The 13,094-nt window shown below is 55.7% G+C and carries 9 protein-coding genes; 4 read left to right on the top strand and 5 right to left on the bottom strand.

Annotated features, from left to right (window positions below; genetic code table 11):
* The first annotated feature begins 350 nt into the window (after positions 1–350).
* The gene (locus ACL2XN_RS06665) at positions 351–3,902 is read left to right on the top strand and encodes a hypothetical protein (RefSeq protein WP_413730511.1); all 3,552 of its coding nucleotides are present in this window, start codon (positions 351–353) and stop codon (positions 3,900–3,902) included.
* On the opposite strand, the gene ACL2XN_RS06660 is transcribed toward ACL2XN_RS06665, so the two are convergent.
* The 5 genes from ACL2XN_RS06660 to yebS form a co-directional block, all read right to left on the bottom strand.
* The gene (locus ACL2XN_RS06660; protein ID WP_413722755.1) at positions 3,888–4,421 is read right to left on the bottom strand and encodes a hypothetical protein; all 534 of its coding nucleotides are present in this window, start codon (positions 4,419–4,421) and stop codon (positions 3,888–3,890) included. The genes ACL2XN_RS06665 and ACL2XN_RS06660 overlap by 15 nt on opposite strands.
* Positions 4,422–4,600: 179 nt before the next feature.
* A complete protein-coding gene (locus tag ACL2XN_RS06655; RefSeq protein WP_410015311.1) occupies positions 4,601–4,792 on the bottom strand; it encodes a YebW family protein in 192 nt (63 codons plus the stop codon).
* Between the two features lie 227 nt (positions 4,793–5,019).
* The gene (locus tag ACL2XN_RS06650; protein WP_410015310.1) at positions 5,020–5,265 is read right to left on the bottom strand and encodes a DUF1480 family protein; all 246 of its coding nucleotides are present in this window, start codon (positions 5,263–5,265) and stop codon (positions 5,020–5,022) included.
* Between the two features lie 233 nt (positions 5,266–5,498).
* The gene (locus ACL2XN_RS06645; RefSeq protein ID WP_410015309.1) at positions 5,499–8,129 is read right to left on the bottom strand and encodes an MlaD family protein; all 2,631 of its coding nucleotides are present in this window, start codon (positions 8,127–8,129) and stop codon (positions 5,499–5,501) included.
* A complete protein-coding gene (gene yebS, locus ACL2XN_RS06640) occupies positions 8,101–9,351 on the bottom strand; it encodes a membrane integrity lipid transport subunit YebS (protein WP_410015308.1) in 1,251 nt (416 codons plus the stop codon). The genes ACL2XN_RS06645 and yebS overlap by 29 nt, the downstream gene beginning before the upstream one ends.
* Positions 9,352–9,587: 236 nt before the next feature.
* On the opposite strand from yebS, the gene ACL2XN_RS06635 reads away from it, so the two are divergent.
* The 3 genes from ACL2XN_RS06635 (at position 9,588) to prc (ending at position 12,971) form a co-directional block, all read left to right on the top strand.
* Positions 9,588–10,085, top strand: a complete 498-nt coding sequence (locus ACL2XN_RS06635) for a GAF domain-containing protein (protein ID WP_410015307.1) — start codon at positions 9,588–9,590, stop codon at positions 10,083–10,085.
* A 95-nt stretch (positions 10,086–10,180) separates the two neighbouring features.
* Positions 10,181–10,903: an RNA chaperone ProQ gene (gene proQ / locus ACL2XN_RS06630; protein ID WP_413730510.1), complete on the top strand. Its 723-nt coding sequence runs from the start codon at positions 10,181–10,183 to the stop codon at positions 10,901–10,903.
* A 19-nt stretch (positions 10,904–10,922) separates the two neighbouring features.
* The gene (gene prc / locus ACL2XN_RS06625) at positions 10,923–12,971 is read left to right on the top strand and encodes a carboxy terminal-processing peptidase (RefSeq protein ID WP_413730509.1); all 2,049 of its coding nucleotides are present in this window, start codon (positions 10,923–10,925) and stop codon (positions 12,969–12,971) included.
* The last annotated feature ends 123 nt before the right edge of the window (positions 12,972–13,094 follow it).

Raw genomic sequence — 13,094 nt, 5'->3', positions numbered from 1 at the left:
TAACCAATGTTTAAAGGGGTCGGCTTAATGTCAGGTATTTCCCATAACCCAGCGCTAGCGATACGGCGACTTATCGCACCGGCGAGCACGTAATGCACAATATTACATTCTAGATATATCACTTGTTAATAACTTCATAAGGCATGCTGTTTATTTAATAAGGAAATCGAATGGGATTATTCACAGTTCATCGACAAGCAAATCAGCCGGCTATTAATCAATTATTATTGTCCAATGACATCACCTCCCGCCAGCGGCAAAGTGCCGAAATGCTTTTCGGCGTATTAGATTTCGCGCGTAATGATTCCAGCTTATGGGTCGCGCCGCCCGCAGCGTACGCAAATAACTCTGTGAAAAACATCGGCGCGAGACTGCTTTATGCCTATGGTTTGCTGGCGCGCCCGCATCAATCATCCGGCGCCCCGCCGGGGGATGCCGCGGGGAAAAACGCGCTGGCGGGGTATAAAATGCCCCAGGCAACCGATGTGTCGCCGGAATATACCGAAACCAGGGTGCGGCGTGATTTACCTCTGACCGGAGAAGGGCCGGATCCTCATACTGCGGAGGATATCCGTGCGGCACGGTATATTGAACAGCGTAATAAGGGCTGGTCGAATAATAAACCTATCATCGACTTGAGGCGGCAAAATGAAAATATAGCCAGGTTACTGGATAAGCTTTCAGGGCATGCCATGGCTACCGGCAACCCTCAACTCCCTCCGGCAATGAATCTCGTGGCCCAAACGGCGCGTTTTCTTATCGCCACACCCGATGGAAGGGCCAGGATCGCCTATGTTTTGTTGCTGGATTCCGGTCTCTACGGCGCTTCTCCGGGTGAAAGGCTGACCAGAAACGCCATGAGCAAGGTGGTGAGTGACTGGATGGCGGAAAATATATTCGGGGCGGATATCGAAAGCTTCATGGCCCGGAAGATGCTGGGTCTCCTGGCGTCCGGGGCACGGGATCCGGCCTTTGGTTCAGCAGGTTTAAATATGGAGGCCGGTCGCGGCGTCATTAAGAGCATGCTTGCCTTATTCAATGGCGACGGGGCGGCTTCGGCCGGTTCGGCGGCAACCGGTGAATCACCCTGTTATCGTTACCTTATCGATCATATTGTCGCGCCGGTCCTGCCGACATTATTTTTTTTCCGGGAGGATATCCCCCCGCAGGCGCTTGTATTCGGCACGCTGGACTGGTGTTATCTGCATATCGGACTTACTTTTGCCGCTAAAAGCACGGTGGACATCGGCGATATGGCGGCGGCCGAAGTCATCGAAATCGGCTGCACATTATCGGCGCTGATGATGATGGGATCGCTGTCCGCCGGTCTGATTGATCTTTTTACGTTCCCCGCGCTGATGCACTATCTGAGCGCCAGGCTGGATGAAGACAGGGATGCCGCCCGTAGGATTGATGTGCGCGCGGCTGCTACCCAACAAGATGCGCTGATGCTTTTTTTTTCATCCGGCAAAGCCAGGGAAAAAGCGGTTAATCCGTTTAAACAGTTCGGCGACGCTATAAGTGGATATAAGTCGCGCACGGAGCTGGCCGGGGATCTCTTAACAAAACATTGTGGCGGCCTGCCGAAGGATGAATCTGCGCGCAGGGTGGCCGTTTACAAAAGCTATCCCGGCGGCTACGCCTGTCCGCCCGGGGCCGCCAGCCGCCAGAGCGCTAAGTCTTCGGAGAATCTTCCTGACCTTAATAAGATTTTCGCGGCGCAAAACCAGGATATTGCCGATAAATTCGCCATTATCGACCGTTTGCTGATCCTGGATGCCGTCACGTCGCTGCCGGCGCCGGAGCTGCAATTTTTCACCATGTCGACAATCCGCCGGGCGGGAGCGGATTTTTCCGAGCTTAATCCCCAGACCGGCCTGCCGGTAGAATATTTTATCGTCGGGGCGAAACCTGCTGTGCCGCTTTTGCCGGGCATCGAACTTTTGCTGGCCGTCAGCAACGGCGAGGAACGGATTTTTGCGTTGGGGCGCGATGAATCGGGCTATTGGATCAGACGCATCGATCGTGATAAGCAGAATTATTATTCTTTGATGAAAAAAAATCTGGCCGGGGCGGATAAAAATTATCGGCTTAATATCTACGCCGGTGAAAATGCGCAAGGCCTCTATAAAACCCCTGAAGAAACGTTGGCCGCGGTTAGCGAAAGACTGGTGAAGCAGCATAGAAAAAAACTGGCCGCACAGCTCTATACCCGGGGATATGAGGAAACCACGCATGAAGCATTCAGACGTTTCCTGCTGTCGTTTATTCCATTTTATCATTGTGTCGAATGGAACCCGCACCGGCAGGAGGAGGCCCTAATCTCCTGCGTTGTGGACGGCCTGAATTTCATCCCACTGGCGGGGCAATCCGCAGCGTTGTCATCACGGATACTGACAAAAGCGGGGATGGGCGGCCTGGCCTCAATGCGTGTGGGGATGGCCGGCTTCGCAGGTGGAAATAGCCTGAAAATCGCCATGGGCGCGGGGTTGCGATCCTTTGCCAACGTGGCCATGGCCACCTTGGCCGAAGAGCTTGACCGCAAGGCATTGACCAGCATGCTGCTGGCTTTGGCCCGGTCTTTAGACCCCGGTATTGAAATGGCGGGCATGCTGGGTAAAGCGTCAGTGCTGCAGGTACGTCTTGCCGCCAAATTACTGCGCGGCCATAGCCCGACCATGGAAAAGCTGATGCTGAAATTGGACGGCAGCGCGCTGAGCGACGCGCTGCCCGCCGGTATCGAACATTTTGAAACCGGGCGCCTGGCGGGATTCGAGCGTGATATCCCGATCGTCAGACTGGGTGGTGATCGTTATCTTGGCCAGCCGGTCTATGTCAGGATCAATCCGCAAACCGGCGACCGCTTCGGGATAAAATATATTCTGGCGCAAGGTAACAGGTTGGAGGCTGTGCCCGTAGCGGCGGCAGCGCGCTTAAAAAATATTCTGCATACCGGTCTGAGCGGCCGTGGCGCGGGCCGGGCGGCAAGACTCTGGAACCAACAGGCCAGCGTCGATACCCTGGTGACTCATTCTCTTTATGGCGTGGAGTGTACGGCGCATATCTCGCGTTATGGCGATCCGGGAAGCGAAGCGCTATTGTTCCCTGAAATGGGTATTCCCCTTACCCAGGCTCCCCTGGATTACGCGCAATATCAGGCTGTCTATCAAACCCTGTCGGTAAGCCAGACCATCGCATTGCATTTGTGGTCGTTGGAGGCCAATGGCATAAAAATATATAAATACAATAACCTGCTGTTGGATCTGACGGGTTTTTCGCGCGCCAAAAGCAGCATCAATGAAAATCTGTGGCATCAGGTACCGCTGGAGAGGTGGGCGCAGACGGACCGGTTACTTTACGAGGATTTAACCGGTGCCCTGCAACACCCTTTTCCCAGGCAAGAGGGAAGCTATCTGGCGGTGGGACAGTATCCGGCAACCGAGAGCATTCCCTGGGCGGATATCATCGCCCCAGGGGATATAGTCACCAATTATCCTACCTTTCTGACCGTCGCGCCCGGGGATAATTTTGCCAAGTTATTAACCGCCAGCGCCGATCGGCAAGGATTGGCGGGCGACCAACGCAGGCAGGCCATTGTGTATTATAAAATTGAAAACGCCCGGCAGGCGATACCCTTGGTAATCAGAGGCGATAATAATCAGATGGTGGGTCTCGAGCATATCTACCAGCCCGATCGTTTTTTCCGGGTTAAAAGTATCTCAACCGCCTATTTGATAGAGGGACAAATCCACCCTTCGCGTCGCATAGGTGTGGTTCTCGATGAATTGATTGGACCGGTAAACGAGGCGAAGAGCATGTTTACCGGTGAAAATGTGCCCGTCGCCAGCATGGAGTGGGCAAATATCGTAAAACGTTACCATAAGCCATTACTGTCTATCTGAGCCCGGTCCGGCGACACGGGTATTGACCCGCGTGATAAAATCCGCCTTTTCCACGGGCTGCGTCTCCAGCACCTGTTTCAATACCTCATAGCAATCCTCAATATGGGCGTTGCCGAGGACTTTCATGGCGCTGAAACTCAATCCCGCGGCGGCGGCCTGGCCGATAATCGGCACATAACGGGCCACCGACTTGGTGGCCACCCGCACACCCACTCGTTTAAGCACCATTTTTACCAGCTCACGGGTGACGGTGCTGCCGATAAGCCGGCTGCCAATACCGGTGATCGCCACCAGGGTGTATTTTTTGCGGTTGGGATGCAATTGCTCAATCTGGGTGGGCGACAGGCCGAATTTCTCGTTAATGGCCGGCAGCAGCGCCATCAGCAGCGACACATCGGTGCCGATATCGAAACCTGGGATGGGGATAACCGCGGCTCCGGCGGATAAACCGGCGCGGCGGGTGACCATTTTTTTACATTCCCTGCGCACCTGTTCCAATTCAGCCAAACTGTTGATCATAACGTATTCCTGTAGCGCTGATAAAACATACCCATAGGCGGCCGTTCGTGGCGCCCGCGGCTATCGTAGCGATAGGTTGCCGCGTTGGCCGGGATCGGTAGAATAGCACTCAACCCTCAGTAACATATTCCCTGACTGTCTTTAGTCGTCAGCCTTCGGGCTGACTTTTTTTTTGCCGCTTAAAAATCGGCATATTCACTGGCCGGCAGCCAGATGCCGTCAATAAACCGTTCGATGGGATAACACCCGCCGTAACGCAACCGCTGTTCCCGCATGATCGACAAACATTGCGTCTCGCTGCGATAGGCGCCAATGAAGACTTCCTCACAATCCTGTCCCAGGTAACAGATAAAAATCATTAATGCATACATGACGGGTAGCCCTTTACACAATGCCATCCGGCCTGTTGCCGGTTTATCTCTGGTAAGCGTGAAGTATAGCCCAGCTGCGGCAGATAATGGGGCGCGCATCTACGCCCTGGGTCTGCAGCGGGGGCACAACAATAGCGAAGGAGGGATAGTGGTCGGCAAAGGGGTATAACCCTGGCGACGGTGTATCCCGGCGGGAATAGCCCGCCCGTGCAGCGGGGTTGAATCTATTATTCCAGGCGCATAATCCAGGCATCATTATCATGATCGTAATGTTGCCGGAACAGCACCTGTTCTTTTCCGTCGAGGATCGCGGGGATGCTGGTATGTTCATCCCAACCGTCAAGCTGTTTGCAGAGATCGGGGTCGGATTTACAGGGAATACGCAGGAGATTTTGGACATTGCGATCCGCTCCGGCGGAGAGTTCGGCGTCGTCGACTTCGAAACTTCCTATTTTGACAGTAGTCTTGGTCATATTTTTAGCCCTTCTACGCTGTCTCGCCAGGGTCATTCCTGAGGCAAGCTACGTATTAAGCATAGCCAAGATCGCACAAAACGCTAAAAGCGCGCGCCCGATGGGAAGAGGGCAAACCAGCAAGCGCGGGTATGACGGGAAAATCGTAAAGGCGCCTTTAGCCTTATTACCCATCACACCCGTTCCGGTCTCTTGCGCACGCTTACCGTTATTCCAAGCGCAACCGGCGCTGTTTAACCCTGCGGAGGAATGGCGGTGCCCCATTCATGCCATTCTTTAGGCTCTTCCTCGCTGAGGACGAAATGCTTACCGGTGGCGGCTTTTGGCGCCAGCGGCGTCGTCGGCGGGGTGGCGAAGGCAATGCCGCCGCGAATAAACTGCTGGAAGGTGCCGCTTTTTACCGAGCCGCCGGTAAGACCGAATTTAAGATCATATCCGGATGCCAGCCAAAATACCGAATTATTGCGCACCAGATGCTGGTATTGCTTACTGATCCGCAGGGCGACATAAACCCGATCCGCCAGCGAACCCAGCGACAGATTGGTTACGGTGCCCACCTCGATGCCGCGGTATAATACCGGGGTGCCGATTTGCAATGAGCCGGCCTCGGGGGTGTCGACCACGACATTTAAGCCGTCCAGGTAACGTGAGTCGGTAATCGTGGCCTGCTGCAGCTCGAAATTACGCGTCGCCTGGCCGCGGCCGGGCTCGACGTTGATATAGGGCTGCAGCAGCGTTTCCAGATGATTGACGCCGGCGGCGGAAATCTCCGGGGTGACCACGGAAAAATGTGTTCCCACCCGGGCGAAGGTTTGCACATATTCCGGATAAAGCACGGCCTGGGCCATGACCTCGCTGTTTTCGGTGGACAGTTTTAACGTTTCCAACTGGCCGATATCGATCCCCAGATAACGGATGGGCATGCCCGGGGACAGCTTACTGGCATCATAGGTGCGCAGGACGATCTGGCTGCCTACCGCGCGGGCGGCGTTCTCCGAACCATACAGTTTACGCGGCGCGCCTTTCGCCAGCACCGCTCCGTCCAGGTTATCGAAGCTGATGGCGCCTTTCAGCGCACGGTCGAGCGGCGAAGCCTGCACGGTAATGCCGCTGCCGTTAATCTGCATGCGCGCGCCGCCCTCGGCCCAAAAAATACTATTGGGCGTCAGTAATTTGCGATACTGGGGATGGATATAGACATCGACATCGAAGCTTTTCGCCGTCGGGCGTACGTCGATGATTTCGCCCACCTGGAACTTGCGGTACATCACAATGGAGCCGGTCTGGATATCGGGCAGGCTATCGGCGGTGAGTGTCAGCGTCGGGGCGGGCTTGTCGCCCTGAATACCCTGTTCCGCCATTTCCCGGTTGCCATAAAGGGGATACTGGTCCAGCGGCGCCCCCTGGTTGCCCGGAATGACCACGATGCCGCCGTCCAGCCATTCCTGGGCGCTGGTGCCGAGCACCCGCACGCCGTCCAGTCCGAACTTCACGTCGACCCGGCTGTTAACGATAAATTTGGTGTTTTTATGCAATAGATCCGCATAGTCGGGTTTGATCGCCGCCTCGAACACGACCTGATTGTCGACCAGCTTGCGGCTCACCACTTTACCGACCGGGATGCCGTGCAGTGTCAGCGGCTGGCCGCTGTCGATGCCGTAACTTTGCGGCGCGGTCAGGCTAAAGGTGCGCACGCCGGGTTCCTGCAATAGCATATGATTGCTGTCGAGCAGGGTAAAATGCTGCTGCGGCTCGCCGCCGCCCGGCACCAGTTCCAGCGTTACGCCGCTAAGCAGGCTGCTGAGATTGGTGTTGTTTAACGACAACTGCGGCGTATGCATTTCGATACGAGTGCCGCTGCGCATTAAATCGACAATGGACGGATTGATGGTCAGTTCGCCGGTGACTTTTTTATCTTTCCCCAGCGTCAGTTTGGTCAGGGTCCCCACCTCCAGCCCTTGGTATAGCAGCGGGGTATGGCCCTCGCTGAGATTCTGTCCATCAGGCAGGTCGAGGGTGATTATCACGCCGCGCTGGCTGTGGGACAGGTCGGGATAGAGGATATAATTGTCGTCGGACCGGGCCTGTTCGCCCTGGGCGGGGGAGTCAAAGGCGATGGCGCCGTTCACCAGCGCCGCCACGCTTTCCATCTCCAGTTTGGCACCATGGAAATCCACATCGGCCTTCAGGCCGGAAACGTTCCAGAAGCGGCTTTCCTTTTTCACCAGATCGGTAAAGCGCCGGTCAATCAATACATCGATATTGACGCCGCCTTGGTCGCGGGAAACATCGTAGTCATAGACTTTTCCCACCGGCAGCTTGCGGTAATACACCAGCGAGCCGGTATTAAGCGAACCCAGGTTATCCGCATGCAGATGCACCAGCAGTTCCCCGGTATTCACCCGGTACTTGGGCTGGGTATCGAGGGCGATAAAATGATTTTCCTCTTCGCCTTTGCCCGGCATCATGCCGATATAATTACCGCCGACCAGCGCATCCAGTCCCGAAATCCCTGCCAGCGACGCCTTTGGGGTCACCAGCCAAAACTGGGTGCCTTTGCGCAACGCGTCGCGCATATCGCGCTTGATGCTGACCTCGACCCGGATGCTTTTCAAATCGTCGCTCAGCTTGATATTTTGCACGGTGCCGACTTCCACGCCCTGATAGCGTACCGGGGTGCGGCCGGCGACAATACCGTCGGCGGACACAAAATCAATGGTCACGGTGGAGCCGCGTTCCTGGATGGTGCTGTAAACCAGCCAGCCGGCAATCAGCAGGGCGATGAAAGGCAGCAGCCAGAACGGCGATATGCGGCGTTTATTCCTGACGGCCGCGCTAGTCGGTGTAGTCGGCGTTTGTTGCATGTGCATCCCATATCAAACGGCTGTCTAACCACTCGACAGCAAGAATTGTCAAAATAACGGCGGCGCCAAAATAAAACGCCGCCGGTCCCATGGTAAAGGCCAATAACTGGTCGCGATCCACCAGCGACATGGTGATGGAGATAACGAATAAATCCAGCATCGACCAGCGCCCGATCCAGGTCACGAAACGTAATAACCGAATACGTGTTTTCAAACCGTGCCGGACGTTAAAATGAATCGTGATTAATAAGGTCAGCAGCACCACGACTTTAATGAACGGCACCAGGATACTGGCGATGAAGACCACGGCCGCCACCGGGATATTGTCCGCCGCCAGCGAAATGATGCCGGCCATGATGGTGCTTTCGTTGCGGCTGCCGTTGATATAGATAATCGAAATCGGCAGCAGGTTGGCGGGTATAAGCAGCACCATCGCCGCAATCAGCGCCGACCAGGATTTTTGCAGGCTGTGGCGGCGCCGCGCGCGCAAGGGCACGTGACAGCGCGGACAGCGCCCGCGCACATCGGCTAAGCCGGTAAAATTACAGGCCAGGCAAACCCTGAGGGCCGCGGTATTGGTACGAAACGCCAGCCGCGCCGGCTGCGGATAAAACCGTTCCCATAACTGGCCGATATTTAAATGCGTCAGCGTCATGATACTTAACAGCGTCAGCGCGATAAACGCCGGCAGCGCCAGGCCGGTGGTCACGGCGGCATAATCCTTGACCTTAATGGCCGCCACCCCCATGCCTATCAGGTAAATATCCAGCATCACCCATTCTTTAAGCCGGTTGAGCATCAGCAGCACCGGGCGCAGGTTCATGCCCAGCCGTTGGCCGAAATACAGGTACAGCAGGGAAAACACCAGCGTGCAAGGCGCGCCGATGGTGCAGAAGGCCACCATGCTGGCGGTGATGGGGTCCCCCTGCATCGCCATCTGCCAGATGCCGTGCAGCAGGTTGGCGCTGATGGCGGTTCCCAGCAGGCGCACGCGAATCAGCGCATCGGCGTAGGCAAACGGCATCAGCAGCAGCATGGTCGCCGCCATGGCCGCCAGCCGGTTAATGGCCCACTCGTTGCCCACCGCCACCTTTGCCCGGCAGCGCGGGCAGAACGCATCCTGATATTGGCTTAATTCCGGCAGGATGAATAACGCGTCGCATTGGGCGCAGCGCTGATCGCGGCCCTGGGGGAGAGCGCAATGGATGTGCTGTATTTTCATATTCCGGGACGCTTCGCGGGGTTACGCGCCATCATGCCTGCCTTTCTTATTCCATCAAACGGCAATCGCCACCGGCATGATAGTGCCGGATAGGTTTGCGCAAACATACCTGCGGATACTGGCTTTGTGAAGTCATAACGGGTTAATCTTGTGGCCGTGGGCATTTATTGCTTAAGGTATTGCGACCGGTCCTGACGGCCGGCATTTGAAAGATTAGCTCATTTATTGGTTTTAATATGAAAAAACAACAATGCTATGCTGAATTACTACAAAATATGTCGTCGCTGATCGAGGGCGAGACGCATTTTATCGCGGCGATGGCCAACTGCAGCGCATTGCTCTTCGAACATCTTGATGGCGTTAATTGGGCGGGTTTTTATCTGCTTGACGGTGATACACTGGTGCTGGGCCCTTTTCAGGGTAAAGTGGCCTGTGTGCGCATACCGGTGGGCAAGGGCGTCTGCGGCACCGCGGCGGCGCAAAACAGGATCCAGCGGGTAGATGACGTACACGCCTTCCCCGGACATATCGCCTGCGACGCCGCCAGTAATGCCGAAATCGTGTTGCCGATTACCCTCGACGGCCGCGTGGTTGGGGTACTGGACATCGATAGCACGATTTACCATCGCTTCGACCAGGACGACGAGGATGGGCTGAAAGCCTTGGTGGAACGGCTTTGTCAGCAGTTGGAGCACACCGATCTGCGACGTTTTATCAATAATACTTTATATTGATAGACAGATAACGTGGCATTTGCCGATGGCGTCATTATAATGACGCCTGTTCATGCCTGCGCTGGTTGGCAAACCCGTTGTAATCAGGAAAATTCATGGAAAATCAACCCAAGTTGAACAGTAATAAAGAAGTCATCGCCTTTCTGGCCGAGCGGTTTCCGCTTTGTTTCACCGCCGAGGGCGAGGCACGGCCATTGAAGATTGGTATTTTTGCCGATCTGGTCGCGCGCATCCAGGGGGAGGACAGCCTGAGCAAGACGCAGTTGCGTTCCGCTTTACGGCTTTATACATCAAGCTGGCGTTACCTGTACGGCATCAAACTCGGTGCCCAGCGTGTCGATCTTGACGGTAATCCCTGTGGCGAATTGGAAGCGCAGCATGTAGAACATGCCCGCAAACAGCTTGAGGAAGCCAAGGCACGGGTCCAGCAGCAACGTGCCGCCCAGCAGGCGAAAAAACGCGAAAATGGCGAAGCGTCGGCACCGCGCCGCGCCGCGCCGGCCAACGAGGCCGCCGTAGCCAAAAAAGGCCAGGACGCCGCCGCGCCGCGCAGGCCGCGCCCAGCCAATCGTCCCAAGAGCGATGCCAAGACCGACGCTAAGAACGTCCGGGCATCACAACCGGTTAAACAGGCCGCTCCGGCGCGCCAGGTACCGGTTACCGATATATCAAAATTGCATATCGGCCAGGCAATCAAAGTCAAGGTGGGCAAAGATCCCATGGAAGCAACGGTTATGGAAATTGCCAAAGAAGGGGTACGTGTGCAGCTTTCTTCCGGGATGGCTTTGATTGTGCGCGCAGAACACCTGCAGTTCTGATACGGAGGCCGACCAGGGCATGAACAAATTTGTCAGAGTAACTGCAATTGCAGGGTTGTTACTGGCGGGATCGGCATCGGCGAATGATAATAAAATCACCCGCGCCGACCAGATTCCCCAGCTTCACGAAGAAGCGCAACAAGAGACCGTCAGCGAACGCGTCACCGCACGTTTCACCCGATCCCATTATCGCCAGTTTGATCTGGATGATGCGTTTTCGGCCAAGATTTTCGACCGCTACCTCAACATGCTGGATTACAGCCATAATGTCTTGCTGGCCTCCGACATCGCGCAGTTCGCGGATAAGAAAAACCAGCTGGATGATGAACTGAAAAGCGGTAAGCTGGACGTGCCGTACGCACTCTACAACCTGGCGCAGAAGCGGCGTTTTGAACGCTATGAATATGCCCTGGCCCAGTTGGCCAAACCGATGGATTTCACCGGCAACGATACCATAGAGCTCGATCGCAGCAAGGCGCCCTGGCCGCAAAACGAAGCGGAACTGAATAAGCTTTGGGATGCCAAGGTTAAATACGATCAGCTGAGCCTTAAGCTCACCGGCAAGGATGATAACGAAATCCGCGATGTGCTGACCAAACGTTATCAATTCGCCATCCGCCGCCTGGCGCAGAGCAACAGTGAAGACGTGTTCCAAATGATCATGAACGCCTTCGCCCATGAAATCGATCCTCATACCAATTATCTTTCGCCGCGCAATACCGAACAGTTCAACACCGAAATGAGCCTGTCCCTGGAGGGCATTGGCGCGGTGCTGCAAATGGACGACGATTACACGGTGATTAATTCGCTGGTGCCGGGCGGGCCGGCGGCGAAGAGTAAAACCATCACCGTCGGCGATCGCGTGGTGGGCGTCGGCCAGACCGGCAAGCCGATGGTGGATGTCATAGGCTGGCGGCTCGACGACGTGGTTTCCCTGATCAAAGGTCCGAAGGGCAGCAAGGTCCGTCTGGAAATACTGCCGGCGGGCAAGGGCACCAAGACCCGCATCGTCACCGTCACCCGCGAGCGTATCCGTCTTGAGGATCGCGCGGTGAAACTCACCGTCAAAGAGGTGGGCGGCCAGAAAGTCGGCGTACTGGATATACCCGGTTTTTATGTCGGCCTGACCGACGACGTCAAGGTACAGCTGCAGAAACTGCAAAAACAGAACGTCAGCAGCGTCATCATCGATTTGCGTACCAACGGCGGCGGAGCCCTGACCGAGGCCGTCTCCCTGTCCGGGTTGTTTATTCCCAGCGGCCCGGTGGTGCAGGTGCGCGACAATAACGGCAAAATCCGCGAGGACAGCGACAACGACGGCATTGTTTATTACAAAGGCCCCCTGGTGGTGCTGGTCGATCGTTTCAGCGCGTCGGCATCGGAAATCTTCGCCGCCGCCATGCAGGATTACGGCCGGGCGCTGATCGTCGGCGAGCCGACGTTCGGCAAGGGCACGGTACAGCAATACCGCTCCCTGAACCGGATCTACGATCAGATGCTGCGCCCGGACTGGCCGGCGCTGGGCTCCATCCAGTACACCATCCAGAAGTTCTACCGGGTTAACGGCGGCAGCACCCAGCGTAAAGGGGTGGTGCCGGACATCATCATGCCCACCGGCGACGAGACCATTGAAACCGGTGAAAAATTTGAAGATAACGCGTTGCCCTGGGACAGCATCAAGGCGGCCACGTTCACCAAGACCGGTGACCTGAAACCTTTCTCCTCCGAGCTGTTGAAAGCGCATCAGGAAAGGATTGCCGCCGATCCTGAATTCCAGTATATCGCTCAGGACATCGCCCGTTTCCACGCCTTGAAGGATAAGCGCAATATCGTCTCCCTTAATCTGGTACAGCGTGAGAAAGAAAATCACGAGGACGATGCCATACGGTTGCAGCGCACCAACGAACGCCTGGTGCGGCAGGGTAAAAAACCGGTGAAGACGCTGGACGCTATCCCTAAGGATTACCACGAACCCGATCCCTACCTGGACGAGTCCGTGCATATCGCATTGGATCTGGCTAAGGCCGAAAGCGCACAACCGGCAACGCAGCCGGCTGCCGTCAAGTAACGTAACATAGAGTCGATTATCGAGGCGCCTTCACGGCGCCTTTTTTATGACCGGCATACGGGCGGGAAAAAGCTTAACAAAATGTAAAGTTATGTCTTTTTAGGCACTTAATGCCACGCAATG

The organism is Sodalis sp. RH22, from assembly GCF_047324165.1.
Taxonomy (GTDB): Bacteria; Pseudomonadota; Gammaproteobacteria; order Enterobacterales; family Enterobacteriaceae; genus Acerihabitans.
This window is presented reverse-complemented; position numbering and strand designations above follow the sequence as displayed.

Bases quoted from the DNA above. Each gene is read 5' to 3' on its own strand.
- ACL2XN_RS06645 (WP_410015309.1), bottom strand. From the start codon at position 8,129: ATGCAACAAACGCCGACTACACCGACTAGCGCGGCCGTCAGGAATAAA.
- ACL2XN_RS06655 (WP_410015311.1), bottom strand. From the start codon at position 4,792: ATGTATGCATTAATGATTTTTATCTGTTACCTGGGACAGGATTGTGAG.
- prc (WP_413730509.1), top strand. From the start codon at position 10,923: ATGAACAAATTTGTCAGAGTAACTGCAATTGCAGGGTTGTTACTGGCG.
- ACL2XN_RS06660 (WP_413722755.1), bottom strand. From the start codon at position 4,421: ATGATCAACAGTTTGGCTGAATTGGAACAGGTGCGCAGGGAATGTAAA.
- ACL2XN_RS06650 (WP_410015310.1), bottom strand. From the start codon at position 5,265: ATGACCAAGACTACTGTCAAAATAGGAAGTTTCGAAGTCGACGACGCC.
- ACL2XN_RS06635 (WP_410015307.1), top strand. From the start codon at position 9,588: ATGAAAAAACAACAATGCTATGCTGAATTACTACAAAATATGTCGTCG.
- yebS (WP_410015308.1), bottom strand. From the start codon at position 9,351: ATGAAAATACAGCACATCCATTGCGCTCTCCCCCAGGGCCGCGATCAG.
- proQ (WP_413730510.1), top strand. From the start codon at position 10,181: ATGGAAAATCAACCCAAGTTGAACAGTAATAAAGAAGTCATCGCCTTT.